General features: G+C 37.3%; 16 protein-coding genes. 4 read left to right on the top strand and 12 right to left on the bottom strand.

Annotated features, from left to right (window positions below):
- Positions 1–70 precede the first annotated feature (70 nt).
- Genes RWM19_RS06400 through RWM19_RS06390 form a run of 3 tightly spaced genes read left to right on the top strand, consistent with a single transcriptional unit; the run spans position 71 to position 2,527 of the window.
- Positions 71–976, top strand: a complete 906-nt coding sequence (locus RWM19_RS06400; protein ID WP_313985049.1) for an ATP-binding cassette domain-containing protein — start codon at positions 71–73, stop codon at positions 974–976.
- Complete coding sequence (locus tag RWM19_RS06395; protein ID WP_313985045.1) at positions 976–1,752, top strand: ABC-2 family transporter protein; 777 nt, start codon at positions 976–978, stop codon at positions 1,750–1,752. The genes RWM19_RS06400 and RWM19_RS06395 overlap by 1 nt, the downstream gene beginning before the upstream one ends.
- Position 1,753: 1 nt before the next feature.
- Entirely contained in the window at positions 1,754–2,527 is a 774-nt protein-coding gene (locus tag RWM19_RS06390) for an ABC-2 family transporter protein (protein ID WP_313985042.1), read from the top strand.
- Positions 2,528–2,687: 160 nt separating this feature from the next.
- Here RWM19_RS06390 and RWM19_RS06385 read toward each other — a convergent pair whose 3' ends face one another.
- From RWM19_RS06385 to RWM19_RS06345, 9 genes are all read right to left on the bottom strand, one after another.
- Entirely contained in the window at positions 2,688–4,052 is a 1,365-nt protein-coding gene (locus RWM19_RS06385) for an MATE family efflux transporter (RefSeq protein WP_313985039.1), read from the bottom strand.
- A gap of 76 nt (positions 4,053–4,128) precedes the next feature.
- Positions 4,129–4,482 carry a hydrogenase maturation nickel metallochaperone HypA gene (locus tag RWM19_RS06380; protein WP_294020272.1) on the bottom strand — a complete coding sequence of 118 codons (354 nt, stop codon included), beginning with the start codon at positions 4,480–4,482 and terminating at the stop codon, positions 4,129–4,131.
- 2 nt (positions 4,483–4,484) lie between these two features.
- Entirely contained in the window at positions 4,485–7,274 is a 2,790-nt protein-coding gene (locus tag RWM19_RS06375; RefSeq protein WP_313985034.1) for an FAD-dependent oxidoreductase, read from the bottom strand.
- A 2-nt stretch (positions 7,275–7,276) separates the two neighbouring features.
- Positions 7,277–7,939 (bottom strand): hydrogenase nickel incorporation protein HypB, encoded by a 663-nt coding sequence (gene hypB, locus RWM19_RS06370; RefSeq protein ID WP_313985031.1) that lies wholly within the window; start codon positions 7,937–7,939, stop codon positions 7,277–7,279.
- Positions 7,936–8,604 (bottom strand): hydrogenase nickel incorporation protein HypB, encoded by a 669-nt coding sequence (gene hypB, locus RWM19_RS06365; RefSeq protein ID WP_313985028.1) that lies wholly within the window; start codon positions 8,602–8,604, stop codon positions 7,936–7,938. Before hypB (RWM19_RS06365) ends, hypB (RWM19_RS06370) begins: the two co-directional genes overlap by 4 nt.
- A 187-nt stretch (positions 8,605–8,791) precedes the next feature.
- Complete coding sequence (locus RWM19_RS06360; protein WP_313985025.1) at positions 8,792–11,302, bottom strand: heavy metal translocating P-type ATPase; 2,511 nt, start codon at positions 11,300–11,302, stop codon at positions 8,792–8,794.
- Positions 11,303–11,318: 16 nt separating this feature from the next.
- Positions 11,319–11,612 carry a metal-sensing transcriptional repressor gene (locus tag RWM19_RS06355; RefSeq protein ID WP_294020266.1) on the bottom strand — a complete coding sequence of 98 codons (294 nt, stop codon included), beginning with the start codon at positions 11,610–11,612 and terminating at the stop codon, positions 11,319–11,321.
- A 94-nt stretch (positions 11,613–11,706) separates the two neighbouring features.
- Complete coding sequence (locus tag RWM19_RS06350) at positions 11,707–12,726, bottom strand: NAD-dependent epimerase/dehydratase family protein (protein WP_313985021.1); 1,020 nt, start codon at positions 12,724–12,726, stop codon at positions 11,707–11,709.
- Positions 12,727–12,813: 87 nt separating this feature from the next.
- Entirely contained in the window at positions 12,814–13,947 is a 1,134-nt protein-coding gene (locus RWM19_RS06345) for a L,D-transpeptidase family protein (RefSeq protein WP_313985018.1), read from the bottom strand.
- A 190-nt stretch (positions 13,948–14,137) separates the two neighbouring features.
- On the opposite strand from RWM19_RS06345, the gene RWM19_RS06340 reads away from it, so the two are divergent.
- Complete coding sequence (locus RWM19_RS06340; RefSeq protein WP_313985015.1) at positions 14,138–15,865, top strand: SHIRT domain-containing protein; 1,728 nt, start codon at positions 14,138–14,140, stop codon at positions 15,863–15,865.
- A 48-nt stretch (positions 15,866–15,913) separates the two neighbouring features.
- On the opposite strand, the gene RWM19_RS06335 is transcribed toward RWM19_RS06340, so the two are convergent.
- From RWM19_RS06335 to RWM19_RS06325, 3 genes are read right to left on the bottom strand one after another with little or no spacing between them, the layout of a single operon-like run.
- Positions 15,914–16,144 (bottom strand): thioredoxin family protein, encoded by a 231-nt coding sequence (locus RWM19_RS06335; RefSeq protein WP_313985013.1) that lies wholly within the window; start codon positions 16,142–16,144, stop codon positions 15,914–15,916.
- Entirely contained in the window at positions 16,141–18,081 is a 1,941-nt protein-coding gene (locus tag RWM19_RS06330; protein ID WP_313985011.1) for a ribonucleoside triphosphate reductase, read from the bottom strand. The genes RWM19_RS06335 and RWM19_RS06330 overlap by 4 nt, the downstream gene beginning before the upstream one ends.
- A 3-nt stretch (positions 18,082–18,084) precedes the next feature.
- Complete coding sequence (locus RWM19_RS06325; RefSeq protein WP_313985008.1) at positions 18,085–19,236, bottom strand: anaerobic ribonucleoside-triphosphate reductase activating protein; 1,152 nt, start codon at positions 19,234–19,236, stop codon at positions 18,085–18,087.
- Positions 19,237–19,320 lie beyond the last annotated feature (84 nt).

Below are 19,320 nucleotides of genomic sequence, written 5' to 3'. Positions count from 1 at the left end.
ATAATCAACTCACAACATTTTCATTATCTTTCACCAAATATGTTCAAGCACATGGAGGTACTATACTACAATGCAAGAGTTAACAAAGAGTATTATATGCAATAATATTAGTAAAAAATACAATCATTCTAGAATTTTTAGTGATTGTAGATCTACTATCGCTCTTGCAAATATCACTTTTTCTGTTTCCCATGGTGAAATATTAGGAATTATAGGGAAAAACGGTGCAGGTAAAACGACACTTATTAAAATATTGTCAGGTATTATGGTTCCTGACAGTGGTGAGGTAGAAGTAACGGGAACCAACCCTTTTAAGAGAATTAAATCATACAGAAATTCCGTAGCAATTATCATGGGACAAAAAAGTCAAATGGACGAAGATATTTCCATATATGATAATGCGCTGTTTATGGCTTCTGTATACGGGATCAATAGAAAAACTGCGGACATTCGCATTTCCTCACTCTCATCTAAGCTTGGACTTACTACCCAATTAAAACAACAAGTAAGAACATTATCTTTAGGCGAGAGGATGAAAGGCGATTTACTTATTGCTTTTTTACATACTCCAACAATCATCTTTTTAGACGAACCAACGATAGGCTTAGATTATTCGACTCAATGCTCCGTTCGTTCATTTCTGAAAGAATATGTTAAACAAAATAATGCATCTTTGATTCTAACCAGTCATAATATTGATGATATCAAAGAACTCAGTGACAATATATTGATTCTCAACGAGGGCAAGCAATTATTCCTAGGTACAATTAGTGAATTATATATGATTGTTAAGCCCAAAAAATTTTTAGAATTTAAGATGGATGATGAAACTATAAAACAAGTAGAAATACAACAATATAACCAAAAATTCCTAGAAACCATAGGAAAAATACCTTCTGATAGATTAAAAGAAATTAACTTAGTTGATATGGACTTGAATGAGGTAATAGAGGAATTATATAGAAGGAGTAAATAGTGATTACAAGTTTGCTGAAGAATTCATTCAAACAATATGTCTCGTATCCTCTCTATTTCATTGGAGAAGTACTGGGATCTGTACTTTTTCCAATTGTGATTAATTGCTTTTTTATCATCAGTATTATGTCAACTACTGATATTAAAGCATATACCAATAGCGGAATAATCCTATATGTTATTATCTCTAATTTAACCTACGTGGTAATTACCATGGATGTATCTAGAGAAATTGCAAAAGATATCAAAGGGAATGGTTTAGGTCAAAAGCTGCTCTTACCAAAATGTTACTTTATACTAGTTATTTTCAAAGCTCTAGCAAAAATGGCTGTCCGCATTATTTGTGTATATATCCCGATTTTTACAGTAAGTATATTTGCATTGGGAACTTCTAATATACTCACATGCATGCTAAAAGCTATTCCATTCTTACTATATGCATGTTCGATTAGTATTTTGATTTCTATCCTAATTGGATTATCCGCTTTCTATTTCACAGAAATATGGGGGTTAAAAGCATTTATTTCATTCATATCTTACGTTTTATCCGGATCATTATTCCCTTTTGACTTAACTCTCAAATCAATTCAAAAAATACTTTTATTGACGCCATTCCCATATATTAGTTATATACCAACAAAAATTATTACCGATTCCAATTTCTTAATTGAGCCATTTATGTTCATAATTCCACTTATTTATATCATAATTTTTTTAATCATCTCCATATTTATTTGGGGAGATGGAATAAAAAAATATCAAAGTTGCGGAGTGTAATATGTTTCAATATATAGTATCGTGCTTACGATTCTCATGGAAAAAAACCACCGTTTATAAGGCCAACTTAGCAAGCTGGATGCTTGCCGATTTAGGCATGTATCTTTCTACTATCTTTGTATACCTTTTATTAGGAGGAACTGTTTTCCTTTTTGCTGGCTACAACAACTCCCAGATGCTCTTGTATATTAGCAATAGTTTTCTCATTAATAATATCTATTCAATTTTATTTTCGGAGGCCATTGATACTATATCTATTGATATTCGCAATGGCAAAATGTATTATTCGCTTTTAAAACCTTTACCTTTAACAGTATTTTATATTGCAAAAAATCTGAATTTGAAGTCTCTTGTTATTACTCCGTTTTTAATAGTTTTTAATGTATATTGTCTTTACCTAAATCACATTTCGCTTCATATAATGAATTTCTTATTCCTTCTGGTAGCAGTATACTCAATGGGTGTAATATTTCTATTAATTATTTGTCTTGATTTTATAGGACTTCGATCGGAAGCTATTAATCCAATTATGGTAGAATTACTAGAATTACGAGATCGACCTGATAAAATTTTTAATACTTTTATTCGTAGTATTTTCATCTATATCATACCTATTTATTTAACAAGTGCTATTCCTACTAAAATGATGATTAAAAACTGTAATCTGATTGAAAACATATACTTTTTCCTTTTTCCTGTGATTGGAACTGTTTTATCAACAGTTTGTATTAAAAAATCAATTAAATACTATACCTTCGGGACGGAAGAGGTATAATTCTTCACAAGAAATTAAACCAGCAATTCACTAAAAAAGATCATCTATGAAAATAAACGATACTTCAACAATCTGTTAATTTAAAGAATAAAATACTATGCTTATTTCATTTTTAAATTTAATGTTTATTGTTTCCGCACTATTTTCATGTGATCTTTTTTTACTTCATTAAAATATCTGCGTTAGCTTCATTGTGAATCTGTTCTGAAATATCGCGCATCGTGATAATCGTTACTGGTATTAGATAGAGTACCGCGCCAAGCCATGCACTTTGATCAGCCCACGTAATCGCATTAAATCCAAAGTCTGCTACCAAAAATACACAGACGGCTGTTCGACAAATCATTTCAACAACACCACAATAGATTGCACGCATCGCATATCCTAATCCTTGAATACTCATACGCACAACATTCAAGATACCTAATAACCACCAAGCATATCCCGCTCTTCTTAGATATAAATCTGCCGCAGATAGTACTGTTTCATCACCTGTAATAAATAAAGTACTGAGTACTTTTCCAAATAGAATCATGAAGATTCCTGCTAGCACACCATACGCAACACCAACATAAGTACCCTTACGCAAACCTTCTTTGATACGGTCTTCTTTCTTTGCGCCGTAGTTTTGTGAGACAAAGGTAGAAACAGCAGTAGCCAAGGCATCAAACGGACACAACAAGAACTGCTTAATCTTGACACCAGCAGTAAAGGCAGAAACATACACTGTTCCTAGAGAGTTATTTGCTGATTGCATAATCATTGAACCGATGGCTGTGATTGAATACTGTAGGCCCATCGGAATTCCCATTATCAATAATCGCTTTGATAGTTCAGGATCAAACTTTCTTTCTTCTGAATGAATATGTAAAATTGGAAATTTTATCACAATTAAAATTAAGCATAAAACTCCTGAAACTGCTTGTGAGAATACAGTCGCAATCGCTGCACCAGCAACACCCCACTTCAAGTTAATGATACAGAATATATCCAAAAAGATGTTCAGTACAGCCGAAATCGCTAAGAAGATAAATGGTGTTTTAGAGTCACCGATTGCACGTAGGATACTCGATAAGTAGTTATATAAAAGTGTAAAAGGTATGCCAATAAAAATCACAATAATATAGTTATATGTATCCTGATAGATTTCAGCTGGAACACGTAATAAATCCAAGATTAACGGACAGAAGAAACAGGTTGCGGCAGTTAGGATAACCGCAATAATGAAAGTCCAGACACAACCTTGGAATTCAAATCTCTGCATTCCCTTTGGATCATTTGCGCCAAAGCGTTGGGCAATCGGTACCCCAAAACCTGCCATTGTACCAATACAAAATCCCAATACCAAAAACTGGACACTGCTGGTCGCACCAACAGCTGCTAGCGCTGCAGGACCTAGTGTTTGTCCTACAATTGCGGCATCTGCCACATTATATGTCTGTTGGAAAAGATTTCCTAATAAGAGCGGAATCGCAAATTGTAATATCAGTTTTAAAGAGTTTCCCTCAACCATGCTTTTTCTCATCACGTTTTCCTCCCTTCAAAGAATAATGTTCATTATATATCAATTCATTCAAAAAAGAAGAGTAGATTTTGAATTTCTACTCCTCTGTTTCTGCTTCAACTTCTTTGATAACGCATTCATCACCTTTTACAAGGTATGTCTCTTCACTACCGCAATATGGACATATTCTTCCATGTTTTACTGTCTCATATTCCTGTTTACACGATTCACAAAATGTCACGGCAGGAATTGTCTCTAGTTTTAATTCACACTCTAGTAATAGAGGATACTTTACTTTGAAATAATCCCAACAATCTACGAAGTAATCTGTCATGATACCAGACACTTCACCAACCTCTAGGGTTACTGAGCCATATTTTGTGACCTTGTTTTCTTCTGCCATTTCGGTAAGAGATTTCGCAAGGTGTGTAACGATTCCCATCTCATGCATGGTTATTTACTCTTCTTCTTGAATAAAATCTTAAGCTTACGTTTTGCGGCGTAAGGAAGAACAGCCTTAATCTTATCTTCACAACGATACATTCTAGATGCATCTGGTAAATCTCTTTGTAGATGAATCGCATCAAATTCACAACGTGTTGTACATAGACCACAACCAATACACTTATTGAGATCAACGAATGTCGCACCACAACCCAAACAACGTTTTGCTTCTGTACGAACTTGTTCATCTGTAAATGCCAAACGCATATCGTTGAATGTAGCCTTTGGATTTCCTTGTTTATGTCCAGGAATTTGACGCTTGGCTGTATCAAACTCTTCTAATACAACATTATCCTTATTTAATTCAATGAAATGACGTAGGTCACGGTTGATTGTCATAGATTGTCCTGGATGAACGAAACGATTAATGGAATCCTCTACAATTCTACCAGCCGCAATCGCATCAATCGCAAATCTTGGACCTGTATATACATCACCACCAACAAAGATATCTGGGTCAGCAGTTTGTAATGTGACTGGGTCAGCCTTAGCAGTATTGTTGCGATTGAGTTCAACCTTTGTTCCTTCTAAGAGTTTGCCCCATTCAATCGATTGACCAATCGATAGTAATACATTCTTGCATGGAACCGTGATGGTTTCATTTTCATCGTATTGAGGATTAAACTTACCATCTGCATCCTTTACAGATAAGCACTTCTTAAATACAACACCCGTAACATTTCCATTTTCAGTTAGGATTTCCTTTGGACCCCAGCCATTCATTACAGAAATATCTTCTTCCTTGGCTTCTAGTACTTCATCTCTAGCTGCAGGCATTTCCTTTTCACCTTCAAGGCACAACATTGTGACTTTGCCTTCTGTTAAGCGAACAGCAGTACGTGCTACGTCAACTGCAACATTACCACCACCGATAACAACTACATCACCTTCTAATGTATGTCTTGAAGCTTCATTATTTGCCTTACGCAAGAACTCTACACCTGTTTGAACACCATTTGCGTCTTCACCAGGAACACCTGTCTTACGTCCACCCTGGGCACCAATCGCAATATAGAATGCTTTATAGCCTTCGCTGCGTAATGATGGGATTGTTGTGTCCTTACCAATTTCAATATTGTATTTAAACTCAACCCCCATCTGACGTAGGACATCGATTTCAGCTTCGATAATATCTTTTTCTAAGCGGAAAGATGGAATACCATTCAGCAACATACCACCTGCACGGCTTTCCTTTTCAAATACTGTTACAGGATATCCATGCATACGGAGGTAATAGGCAGCTGAAAGACCAGCAGGACCAGCACCGATAATCGCAATCTTATATTCATCAGACCACATTCCACCATCGTCCTTTTCGCATAAAGGAACGAAGCGTGTTTCGGCGTTTAATTCTTGTGCGGCGATGTATTTCTTGATTTCATCAATTGCGATAGGTTGATCAACCTTACCGCGTGTACATGCGTCTTCACAACGACGATTACAGATTGCACCACATACCGCAGGGAATGGATTATCTTGCTTGATTAGTTTAAGGGCATCCATGAATCTTCCTTCAGAAGCCATCTTTACATATCCTTGTACTGCTAAGTGAGCAGGACAAGCAGTCTTACATGGCGCAGTACCTGTGTCATAGCAGTTAATCTTAGAAGTTTCGCGATAATTTGGATTCCAATGGTCTTCGCCCCATTCTGTCTCATCTGGTAATAATGTTGTTGGATACTTGATTGCACCTAAACTTGTACATAACTTCTGACCTAGCTTCGCAGCCCCAACTGGGCAAACTTCAACACACTTACCACAGGCAACACACTTTTCTTTCTCGACATGTGCTCGATATGCGGAACGAGATAGGTTTGGTGTATTGTACAACTGTGATGTACGTAATGCATTACATACACCAGGTGCACAGTTACAGATACCTACAATCTTACCTTCACCATCAATATTTGTAATTTGATGTACAAAGCCATGACGTTCACCACGCTTTAAGATTTCTAAGACTTCATCATAGGAAACATAATGTGCTCTACCACGGTCAACCTGATATTCAGCCATGTCTCCAACACCAATACAGAATTCACCATTGATTTCACCAGAGCCTTCACCACGCATCTCTTGTTGGCGACGGCATGTACATTGACTGATTGCGTACTTATCATACTTATCTAACCAGTGACTCAAGTGTTCTACAGATACGGATTGATTTACATGTTCAATTGCTTTTTCTACAGGAATAACATGCATACCAATTCCACCACCACCAAGTGGAACCATTGGTGTTACAGGTTCTAGCGGCATCTGTGTCATTAAGTTAAAGAATGTCGCAAGGTTTGGATGAGCTTCTGTTAGTTCATCATTCATCATCATAAACTCAGCAGAACCTGGAACGAAAATAGGTACATTATACTGCTTCTCGTTCTCTGGATTTTCACGGTTCATCTCAATCAAACCAATCCAACAGAGATGGTCAATCATCTTTTGTGTTTCTTCTAGCGTCATGTTATTTTTCTTCGCTAGAACTTCTGGTTTATATCCAACACGAGTCTTCTTGAATGATAACATGAACTTTACTTCATCTTTTGTAAGCAGTTCATCTAGCATCCAATATTCTGGATCTTCTGTTTTAACAGAATGCGTTAACTTTGCCTTGATACGGTTTGTAATCATGCATGCAAGGTCAAGTAATAGTTTCTCCTTCTCTGGATCTGCAGCTACATAGTTTGGATCTGGAATGAAGTCACGTTCATTTGTCATTCTCTTCTTTGGGGCAGTTGTCATAATTATCTTCTCACTTTCCACTCACCTGTTTCTTCTCGTAACCAGTTGAGCCACTCTTTCATACCCTCTTTGGTTTTAGCACTTAGAGGGAAAATTTTAATATTTGGGTTTAAACGCTTTACGCGTTTGATACACGTTTCTAAATCAAAATCAAAATATGGTAGCGCATCAATCTTACTGATGACTAGGGCATCACTCTTTTCAAACATTAATGGATATTTGAGAGGTTTATCATCACCTTCTGTCACACTTAGAATCATGACATTCTTTCCAGCACCCGTATCATATTCCGCAGGACAAATTAGGTTTCCTACATTCTCTAAGAATGCTAGGTCAATGTCGTGTCCCTTCATCGCATCAATACCTGTCTTTGTCATCCCTGCATCCATATGACACATACCATCTGTATGTACCTGTACTGCAACAGCGCCTAACTGTTCAATTCTTTCCGCATCAACCGCAGATTCAATATCTGCTTCAAGAACTGCAATCTTTATCTCAGATAACAACTGTATCGTTGAACTTAGAAGTGTTGTCTTACCAGAGCCTGGAGAACTCATTAGATTGATAAGAAGCGTCCCCTGTTCTTTCATCTGTGCACGTAGTGCATCTGCATCCTTTTCATTTGATGCGGTTATACTCTTATGGAGTTCTATGATTTTCATTCCACATTCCTCCACGCTTCAATACGCATGCGTATTGCATTTATCATGTCAGAAAATCCTTCACCAGTTTTCGCACTGATTGGATAGAATTCCATATTTGGATTTAGCTTACGAACATGGCCCTTACAGCGTTCTTCATCAAAATCAAAGATTGCCTTAGTATCGATTTTATTAAAGAGTAAGATATCGCCTACCTGAAACATCAGTGGATATTTTAGCGGCTTATCATCACCCTCGGGAATACTTAGAATAACTAATTTTAAATTCGCACCAGTATCAAACTCAGCTGGACATACCAAGTTACCGATGTTCTCCAAGATCACAACATCTAAGTCTTCAATGTTGAGTCTATCCATTCCGCGAGCAGTCATATCTGCTGTCATATGACAACTACCACCTGTATGGAGCTGGATTACCTTTACTCCTAGATTAGAAATTGTCTTTGCGTCCACATCAGAATCGACGTCTGCTTCCATCACACCTACACGGTAATCCTTCTTCAACTCCTCTATCATTCTGACAAGTGTTGTTGTCTTACCTGCACCTGGCGAAGCCATCAAATTGATTAGATATACACGATGTTCTTTCAATGTATTACGTACTTTTTGGGCTTCCAAGGTATTATCTGCACTCAATCGTTCTTTTGTCTCAAAAATCTCGTACATGTTTACTCCTTGTTGTTTGTTTCATTTATTTTAATATTTAATTAGTTTTTTCACAATATAACAAAACACTACAAAATCCCATGAAAGTCTAAAAAAGAATGCCATTTATTGACATTCTTTTCTTGTATGCATGGTTTGATAAAACTAACCAAAAAAGATATCGATGAATATCATCGATATCTAGTTGTTACTCAATTCCTGTAACTGTATAATCTTCTGCTTCAACAGCTTTACGTAACTCTTCATTAGATACTTCTTTATTTAATGTTACGATAGCCTGCTTACTAACATGTGATACTTCGGCAGATGTTACACCATCAATCTTTTCTAGTGCATTCTTTACAGCCTTTTCACAATGACCACACACCATACCTTCAATCATAATCTTCTTTTCCATTTGTTTTTCCTCTTTTCTTTCTATATGTTTTTCTTCAATATCTTTATCAATCTTAAATAAATTCAATCTTAAAGCATTCATGCATACTGTAACACTTGATAGAGCCATCGCTGCTGCACCAAACATTGGATTCATCGATAAGCCAAATAAACCAGCTGCTAATGGAATACAAATCAAGTTATAGAAGAATGCCCAGAATAGATTCTCTTTGACATTACGTAGTGTTGCACGACTAAGTCTTACTGCTCTAACAACATCGGTTAAGGTTGAGTTAGACAATACGATATCTGCGGAATCAATTGCGACATCAGTACCTGCACCAATCGCAATACCAATATCTGCTTTTGTCAGTGCTGGTGCATCGTTGATACCATCACCAACCATCGCAACTTTTCCTTGTTTTTGAAGTTCTGAGATAACTGCTTCTTTTCCATCTGGTTTTACACCAGCCACAACGCGGTCAACACCTGCAACCCTCGCAATCGCACTAGCAGTACGCTCATTATCACCCGTTAACATAACTACCTGCATACCCAGCTTCTTTAGCTTTGTAATTGCGTCGAATGAATCTTCCTTGATTGTATCTGCAGCGGTGATCATACCTATGAGTTTTCCATCTTGCGCAAAGAATAATGGTGTCTTACCTTCACTTGCATATCCATCTGCTTTTGCTTGAACATCAGATGAGATATCTGCGATTGTTCGAATATAACTCATCGAACCTGCTTGTATCAAATGATTGTTGAGTGTCGCTTCAATACCGCTACCAACTACATTCTTAAACTGTTCTGTTGGTAATACTTGAATGTTTTCTTGTTGGGCTTTTTCAACGATTGCTTTCGCAAATGGATGTTCCGATTTCTGCTCTACAGAATATGCGATTTGCAGTAAATCATTTTTACTCATATCTCCAATTGGATAGATATCTTTTACTGTTGGTTGTCCAGTTGTAATCGTTCCTGTCTTATCTAAGGCGATGATATTCATCTTTCCCATTTCTTCTAGAGCTTCAGAAGTCTTAAATAAGATACCATGTTGGAAGCCTAAACCGTTTCCAACCATGATAGCTACCGGCGTCGCAAGTCCTAATGCACATGGACAAGAGATAACTAGTACAGAAATTGCACGTTCTAGCGCATATACAAAACTGGCTCCTGCAAGTAACCAACCAATCATCACGATGACGGAAATGACAATGACTGCAGGCACGAATACTGCTGAAATTTGATCAGCTATCTTTGCGATTGGAGCCTTTGTGGCAGCCGCATCACTTACCATTTGAATAATCTTAGAAAGTGTCGTATCTTTTCCAACATGCGTGGCCTTCGCTTGTAAATACCCAGAGATATTTAAGGTACCTGCACTAATCGTATCATTGACACTCTTATCCACTGGTACTGACTCACCTGTTAGAGCAGATTCGTTGATAGAACTATCTCCAGAGACAATCACACCATCTACCGGAATACTTTCACCAGGTTTTACAACGAAGATATCGTCCAACTTCACTTCATCGATATTGATGATTGTCTCAACACCATCACGAAGGATGGTAGCCTTCTTTGGCGCTAACTTCATTAGACTCTTTAGTGCATCTGTTGTCTTACCCTTGGATTTTGCTTCTAACATCTTACCAATGGTAATGAATACCAGTATCATTGCGGCAGATTCAAAATACAACTGACTATGATAGAGTGGCATCAGTTCCATGTTCGCTACACCATCTGTAATCTGCACTGTCATCACATACAATACATAGACCGACCATGCAAAGGATACAGAAGAACCTAATGCGACTAATGTATCCATGTTTGGAGAACCATGCATGAATGACTTAAATCCACTGATAAAGAACTTCTTATTAATAACCATCACAATTAATGTTAGAAACATCTGTGTTAAACCTAAACCAATATGATTGTGATTTAGGAATGCTGGTAATGGCAAGCCTAACATGCCATAGCCCATCGTGATATACATTAGGATCACTAAGTAGCCTAGTGAATACCATAGACGCTTCTTTAATTTTGGTGTTTCATGATCCTGTAAAGCTTCCTCTTCTGCAGAAACACTGGCTGTATCTGCTTTTTCGGTAGTAGTCTCTGACTGTAACTTTGCACTGTAACCCGCATTCTCGACAGCTTTTATAACCGCATTTGGATCTGCACTACCTTCAACTCCCATAGAATTTGTTAGTAGACTGACTGCACAGGATTGTACACCATCTACCTTGGATACAGCTTTTTCAACTCTGGCTTGGCAAGACGCACAAGTCATACCTTCTACAATATATTTTTCCATAAAACCTCATTTCTAATTACTTCATTAACTTTTGAAGTACTGTTACGAGTTCATCTATCGACTCATCTTTTCCTTGTCGTATATCTGTTGCGACACAACCACGAATGTGACATGCCAATAACTCTTTATTAAAACTATTTAGTGCACTTGTAATAGCGGATACCTGAACCAAGATATCTGGACAGTATAAATCATCCTCTACCATCTTCTGTATTCCACGTACCTGGCCCTCAATACGCTTTAATCTAGTCACAAGTTTCTTCTGCTCATCTGCAGTTCTTTTTTTATGTTTCACTTCACATTGATGCATCTCACACCTCCGTTTTACATATCTGTTATATACCCCCGCAGGGTATATGTCAACTGATATTATCTCAAGAAAAAAAACGTAGATTTCTCTACGTTTAAAATTTCGCATTGAATCTTCCCATATAGGCATGGTAATCATTAATCACTTGGTCACACCATAAGTCAAACTCAGGATCTTCAATTCTTGATTCACTATGTTCCCAAATATATTGTGTATAAAGTTCAATTCCCTTATCTAAATTGATCAGACATTTAAAATCAGGAATTAGTGTATCTCTTACGATATCCGTATATAGATTAGAGAATTGCTTATCCCCAGCAATCTGTTCGGAAAGAGGATACTTTGTGCTCATCGCAAGTGTTTCAGATGCGATATGTACTTTCTGTACTTTACGATTCAATGCCTTTCCTAATGAATCGTAAATCATATCCCAGGTTACAATCTCTGGATTAACAAGGTTAATCGAACGATTGATTGCATTCATATTTCCAATCAATTGGATAAAGTTATACGCAAAGTCAAAGCTGTGCATCATATGCCAGATGGATTGGCCATCTCCATGGATAATGACTGGTTTGTCACTCAGAATTCTCGATACAACACTCCAGCAATTCTTACCCTTTACACTCAATGGGAAACGGTCAAAGCCATACGTCTGTGAAGGTCTAACGATAGTGATTGGAAAGCCCTTCTTCGCTGCTTGGTTGAATACATCTTCACAAGCCGACTTATCTCTTCCATACTGTGATAACCGGTTCTTCTGGACAGAGTCTTCATTGAGAATGAAGTTATTTTCATGATTGAATACCACGACAGTGGAGATAAAGATATATTGTCTTGTATGGTTTTGGAATAAATATACACGATCTTTTGCTTGATCTGGTGTATAGACCACAAAGTCAATAACCGCATCAAATACAGTACTTCCAATAATCGTCTGCATCGCAGCTGTATCATTGGCATCACAGATAATATGATTAGCCATTACAGGTAATGGACGATGTCCACGATTGATAACGTATAACTCGGTATCTCGACTCTTCGCTAGCATTCCTAGTACAGCCGAAGAAATGACACCAGTACCTCCGATAATTAAAATCTTGCGCACGCTCATCCTTACCTCCCCACTATCTAAAACTAGATACAACTATTATATAAGAAAACCCCATAAAGTTGTTATCAAACATTACAGGGTTTTCTTTTAATGTATCGTAGATAGCCAAGGGTTATTTGGGTCTGGATCTGTTGGGTCCCAACCACGATTTGGACTTGTCACATCAATTTTCGTCTGTTCAGGAGTACCTAACGGTCCTGGGTTTTGCGCATCATCATAAATTTCAACCGTCACACCTAGTGGACAGTAATCATAAATCCACTTTACATCTTTCACCGAAAGACGTACACAGCCAAGTGAAGCTGATGTACCTAGCTTATTAAACTCTTCATACTCCAAATCACTTGGATTCTGCGTAAAATACGGAACCGAGTGAAATAGAATATCATTTACGATATCTGTTACATACTGGCCATATACATCTCCATACAAAGGACGCCAACGACTGCGATTAAAGGTTTGGAATACACCTGCAGGTGTCTCTGGCCCCACTGAACACAACATCGCTTTGACTGGCAATGTACAACTTCCTGTTGTTTGGTCATACGCGTAAATCGTAACCGTATTGAATACACGATTGACACCAATCTTATATGGCGTACTGATTGTAGGGTCTACAACTGTCACATAAGTTATATCACTCGCTTCAAGACCATTTTTATCTTTGGCAGTTACAGTGACAGGATAAGTACCCATTGTGTTTGTGTCCACAGTTCCACTCATCGTATACGTACCATTTGTTAGTTCCATACTATACGATAAGTTACCATCAACAAGATCCTTTACAGAAGATACTAGTGACGTTACTTGAAATGCATCCCCTTTATTTACCGTAATGGCAGAATCCACCATCGTAATGATTGGTGCTGTATGGTCTTCAACTTTTACAGTATACTGATACTCCTTACGAATATCCTTACCTTTTAAAATATATGTAATTGGATATGTACCTACTTTGTGAGTATCTACAGTGCCATCCACTTCTACCGTACCATGAACATCTGTAATGATATCCTTAGGGTCAAAGTTAGTACCGTACTCAACGTTGAGTTTCGATTCATCAATAGATAATGAAAAACCTGTAAAATAATTACGTACGCCATCAATTAACGAGGACAACCCCAGTAATAGCACACTACCAATTGTAACGAATAACATCGCCACAGCGATAAGCACCAACAGTAACCTTTTTGTATTTACTTTTCTTTTTGGTTTATTCATTTTCATCCAATGTATTGTAGCACCACTTTTCAATTTATGCATTTCTTGCGCCATATAAAAATGTATATGACAAAATGTGTTTTGTTTTAACAACTTATGCATTTATTTGTTCATTTTTCTTGCTGTAGACTACTTATTCTAATATAATTGTTCTGTTTTTAATTATTGAACTAGAAGGAGGACCAATTCAATGAAAAAGACTGTTTCTTGGCTATTAAGTATTATGCTTGGCACTTTATTAATCTTTACAACAACTCCATCTACAACCGTTCACGCAAGCAACGATACACTACAGCCATTTTACAACAATCCATTAAATCCAAATCCAGATGCGATTTACACAGGCGGAGGTGTCGAATATTTCTTCCGTTATGCCGCAATCGATAACATTACAGGAAATAGAGCGTATTCCTCTACAAACTGGAATACAAATTCCACTATTAACTGGTATACAACTGTTCCTAACAATTCCGATATTTACAACAGAGACTACGCACATGATTTAGCTCTTTGCGGACAACTAAACAACGTCACAACAACAGACGCAAACGTAAATATTAAATTACAACTTCCTTATTATCCAAGTAGAACATTAGTACCAGATCCAGATCGTCTCACTTCAAATCCAACAACAGGTACTTACAGTTCTACTCTTAGAGTGTCATACGATTCTCCAGCAGGAAACTATACGTATGATGAAATTCAGGCTCTTCCAAGTTTTGATTGGTCAACAGTTACTTCCATTAATTTCTATGGTTCTATCCGTGCTGGCGAAACATTAACTTTGGATATTCCAATGAAACTAACAACAGATGAACAAGTACAGATGAGTACAATCGTTTACTCTTATTCACCTGCACGTGAAGGAACAGCTGTACAAGCCGTTTCTTCTGCTTACAGATATAAGGTAGCCGATAAACTACATGGTGTATTTATCGGTACAATTCGTGAGAGCGGCTCTACATACCGTCAAGTTCCAGCGAACATCCAGGCCCTTATGCCTGCTGTGAATTCATCAAATATTCGCTTCAACATGTTCAGTATGATGTTATCACCAGTTGACTTTACACAACCAAGTGATGGTCTTGCGTTCTCCAATACTAGCTACTCTATCAATAACGAACCAATCTTCGCTGCTGTTAAGGATGAAGGTTATAGTGTACAGCGAACAAGTGCTGGAGATTTGATGACATCTTATCGTTACCTTCTAGGCTCAACTGGTCTTAACCTGATCGATACAGATGGAAATCCATTAACGACAGATACATTTGACGCAGCCGCAAATGTTCAACTCTCTCCATTCTATGTTGAATTAGTTAAAGTCTTAGATACACAAGATATCACACTTCATGTTGGTGATTCTTGGGATCCATTTGATAACTTAACATATCATCAGTTTGGTAATACAGTTATTAATACAAGTGATATTAGTATTACACATAACAATGTTGATACAACAACTCCTGGCAATTATACAATTACGTATTCTACAGAAGTAGCGCCAGGTAGATTTGTCACAAAAACTGCAAGCGTAAGAGTTTTAGGAAATTCCAATGTAAATTATTCCTTCGTTAGTCAAAATGGAGAAGTATTACCTTCTGCGGTTACAGATTTACTTCCTTCTGCCGTAAACGGAATCACACCTGGAACAGTTATCACAGCACAAGCACCTGCACAAACAGAAATCACAGTTTCTAATGGCAAATGGGTATTTGTTGGCTATGACCATGATACTTTTACAGCAGATGGCACTGACACCACATTTATAGGTACATGGAAATTTATCCTAAACCAAAATACTGCTGTTTCTCCACAAACAAGTGACCATACAAATATTACTGGTTATATTTTCCTACTTGCTGGAGCAGTGATTATTCTATGCTTCGCAGGATATCGTAAATTTGCTTCAAAAAAATAAAATCTAACAAAAAGAGCTAGGACATAATGTCTTAGCTCTTTCTACACTCTATTTATCGATAAATTTTTGAATCGCCTCAAAACCAATGAGCTGTTCAATCCTATCCTGGTGATAGACCAACATCGTAGGCGCAATCATAATTCCTAGATTTCTACAGAGTTTCATATTCTTCTCTGCTTCTATAACTTCATACGCGAAGTTTTTTTGTGCCATATATTCTTTGATGAGTTTACACTTTGGACAGTTTTTTGTTGTGATTAATTGTGGAAGTTTACTCATCTTTCGTTAACAGCCTCTTGGTATAAATAACCTTCAATTGGATAATCACGATTGCATGTATTGAGTGTGATATATGGAATTGTATAGTTTTCCATAATACGCTCTAAAAGTATCGCAATCCCTTTTGCGTCATACTCATTCTTCGCAAGACGTACATTAAAGATGGTTCCACCAGTATAGATTTCTTGCATGCGATTCTGTATATCTAAACGAGTAAATAAATCTACATTTCCATCGATTGGTAACTCAGTACTACCTGTGTAGTATGGTGTATCACCTTGCATCGCAATCACCATATCAGGATATTCATTTTTATCCTTTAACGCAAAGCGATGTGAGATATCTCCTGCCGCTACTGCTTCAATACTAAAAAGTTCATGGTGGTCTGCTTGATATTCCTTTAGACGCTTACGCACATGCATGAGTACATTCTCCGCAAAGTCCTGTGCCTCTTCTGTTTCTAAACTCTTTTGGATCCACTTTGCATTCATGCATGCTTCATTTATACCTACGATTCCAATCGAAGAAAAATGATTATCAAAGGTACCAAGATAATGCTTGGTATAAGGATACAGCCCCGCTTCTAAAAGGCTTGCAAGAACTTGACGCTTTGTACTCAAAGAGCGAGCAGAGATATCCAATACCTTATCTAGATGTTTCAGGAAATCTTCTTCATCTTTGGCAAGATAAGCAAGTCTAGCCATATTGATCGATACAGTCCCAATCGTTCCGGTATTTTCTCCATACGCAAATAAACCACCAGTCTTCTTAAATAGTTTCTTTGCGTTAAAATGAGTACCGCTAAAGATACTACGCGCATTCTTCTGCTTTAAATCTCCATTAATAAAATTCGCAAAGTATGGAAGACCTGTCTTTACAGTAACTTCTAATAACAATTTTGCATTTTCACTATTCCAATCAAATTTCTTTGTAATTGCATATGTTGGAATCGGGAATGAGAATATATTTCCTTCCGCATCACCTTCTAAGATAACTTCAAGGAAGGCACGATTGATGATTGCCATTTCATCCTGACAATCACCATACGTAAAGTCTTGTTCCTCGCCACCAACAATCGCTGGACGCTTCGCAAGATCTTCAGGAACTGTCCAATCAAAGCAGATATTCGCAAACGGAGAAATCGTTCCCCAACGAGATGGTGTATTTAACCCATAGATTAATGTCTGCATACTCTGCTTTACTTCATCAAATGATAAATGATCCATGCGTACAAACGGAGCCAGGTACGTATCAAAGGATGAGAAGGATTGCGCTCCTGCCCATTCATTCTGCATAATCCCAAAGAAGTTTACAATCTGATTACAGATGGTTATCAGATGTTTTGCAGGAGCGGAAGAAGTTTGCTTAGCCACCCCACCCAAGCCTTGTTGAATTAACTCTTTTAAAGACCACCCTGCATTACATCCTGTTAACATATTCAAATCATGAATATGAATATAACCATCACGATGTGCATTAGCAACCTCTTCATCATATACTTCACTCAACCAATAATTGGTGGTGATGGAGGCTGAGTTTGATAAAATCAAACCACCAACAGAGTACGTTGTATTCCCTTTACTGTGTTGATTTCCAGTATTGATATAATTATCCACAACAGAATGATAATCAAATGTTGTATTTGTAATATTACGTACATTTTCACGCTGTTTACGATAGAGAATATATGCCTTTGATACATCCGCATATCCAGATTCGCTTAATACTTTTTCTGCACTATCCTGAATCTTTTCTACGTCAATTAAGCTATTCTGAATCTTAGGTTCAAAATCACTGGTAATACGTAATGCAATTAAATCGATTACGCTATCGGTGTATTCACGATCACATGCATCAAACGCTTTACGAATCGCACTTGCGACCTTCTTGATGTTAAACGCTGCAGTACTACCATCTCTTTTCTTTACACGATACATCACTTACACCTCCTTCGCTAATCTTAATTCCACAGTCTTCACATACGGTTCAACCGCTTTCTTCATTTCTACCATCTCTTCAGCAGTATATGCATGCAGGTCAGGTTGAATCACTGAATCCGAAGATACAAATTGTTGTAATACATAATGAGCATCACTGCCAATAAACTTGGCAATCTTTATCAAATCATCAACCGTATGAAATTCCTTTACAACAGTTGTTTTAAATTCATGTTCTACTTTATATTCTTGCAGTAAGCGTACGCTTTCTGAAATTGGATGTTTGTATTCCATATCCGATTTTAGACCACTGGTTAGCGGATACTTCTCGGCACTATTCTTCATATCTAGTGATACAAAATCCACCAGGCCTTCTTCCAATAATACTCCAAGCTTCTCATTGTTTGTGCCATTGGTATCTAGCTTTACTGCGTAGCCTAGTTCTTTAATCTGGCGAATAAATGGGATGAGTTCTTCTTGTAATAATGGTTCACCACCACTGATGACAACACCATCCAATAAGCCACTACGCTGATTGAGGTATGAAAGAATTTCCTCTGGTGTGATATAGCGATATTTCTCAGGAATAAACACAAGATCTTTCTGATTACAGAATGGACACTTCATATTACATCCAGCTGTGTAGATTGTCGCCGCAACTTTTCCAGGGTAATCCGTAATCGTTGTCTTCTGTAAAGCACCAATTTTTAATGTATGAAACGCAGTTGGCTCACTAGATAAAATATTACGAGAGTTTTCACAGGCAACATTTAACATCTCCTCAAACTGGTCGAAATCGACACCACTAGCTAGTGCTGCACGACATTGATTACGGAAATCATATACAGCCGTCATCATCGCGGATGCTTTATCAGTGGTATGTAAATGCTTCATGCGGTGGTCTTTTTCATCCTGTACTGCACTCACGTATCCCTGTTCAATTAGACGCTGAATACTCTTCGTTGTTGTACCTTTATCCACTTCACTGATACGTGTAACATCTTGCATTGTAATACCCTCATTCTCATTGATAATCAATAAAAATGTTAATTGGCCGGAGCCAATATCATATGGCGCCAGCATCTTATCAAAATATTTTTGTGTATTGCGAAACAATACTGATAGATTCAAAATAAAATTACTCGTATCACTCATTCCTGATTGGAGCTCCTTATAGTTAGTATTTTATCATATTATTCTCTATTCAAGCCCTTGTTCAAATGAAAAGTTCCGAAACAT

It is taken from the genome of uncultured Solobacterium sp. (genome assembly GCF_963517755.1).
Taxonomy (GTDB): Bacteria; Bacillota_I; Bacilli_A; order Erysipelotrichales; family Erysipelotrichaceae; genus Bulleidia.
The sequence above is the reverse complement of the archived record's forward strand: the minus strand, read 5'-3'. Positions and strand labels throughout refer to the sequence as shown.

Bases quoted from the DNA above. Each gene is read 5' to 3' on its own strand.
- RWM19_RS06400 (WP_313985049.1), top strand. From the start codon at position 71: ATGCAAGAGTTAACAAAGAGTATTATATGCAATAATATTAGTAAAAAA.
- RWM19_RS06390 (WP_313985042.1), top strand. From the start codon at position 1,754: ATGTTTCAATATATAGTATCGTGCTTACGATTCTCATGGAAAAAAACC.
- RWM19_RS06385 (WP_313985039.1), bottom strand. From the start codon at position 4,052: ATGAGAAAAAGCATGGTTGAGGGAAACTCTTTAAAACTGATATTACAA.
- RWM19_RS06380 (WP_294020272.1), bottom strand. From the start codon at position 4,482: ATGCATGAGATGGGAATCGTTACACACCTTGCGAAATCTCTTACCGAA.
- RWM19_RS06375 (WP_313985034.1), bottom strand. From the start codon at position 7,274: ATGACAACTGCCCCAAAGAAGAGAATGACAAATGAACGTGACTTCATT.
- hypB (WP_313985031.1), bottom strand. From the start codon at position 7,939: ATGAAAATCATAGAACTCCATAAGAGTATAACCGCATCAAATGAAAAG.
- hypB (WP_313985028.1), bottom strand. From the start codon at position 8,604: ATGTACGAGATTTTTGAGACAAAAGAACGATTGAGTGCAGATAATACC.
- RWM19_RS06360 (WP_313985025.1), bottom strand. From the start codon at position 11,302: ATGGAAAAATATATTGTAGAAGGTATGACTTGTGCGTCTTGCCAAGCC.
- RWM19_RS06355 (WP_294020266.1), bottom strand. From the start codon at position 11,612: ATGCATCAATGTGAAGTGAAACATAAAAAAAGAACTGCAGATGAGCAG.
- RWM19_RS06350 (WP_313985021.1), bottom strand. From the start codon at position 12,726: ATGAGCGTGCGCAAGATTTTAATTATCGGAGGTACTGGTGTCATTTCT.
- RWM19_RS06345 (WP_313985018.1), bottom strand. From the start codon at position 13,947: ATGAATAAACCAAAAAGAAAAGTAAATACAAAAAGGTTACTGTTGGTG.
- RWM19_RS06340 (WP_313985015.1), top strand. From the start codon at position 14,138: ATGAAAAAGACTGTTTCTTGGCTATTAAGTATTATGCTTGGCACTTTA.
- RWM19_RS06335 (WP_313985013.1), bottom strand. From the start codon at position 16,144: ATGAGTAAACTTCCACAATTAATCACAACAAAAAACTGTCCAAAGTGT.
- RWM19_RS06330 (WP_313985011.1), bottom strand. From the start codon at position 18,081: ATGTATCGTGTAAAGAAAAGAGATGGTAGTACTGCAGCGTTTAACATC.
- RWM19_RS06325 (WP_313985008.1), bottom strand. From the start codon at position 19,236: ATGAGTGATACGAGTAATTTTATTTTGAATCTATCAGTATTGTTTCGC.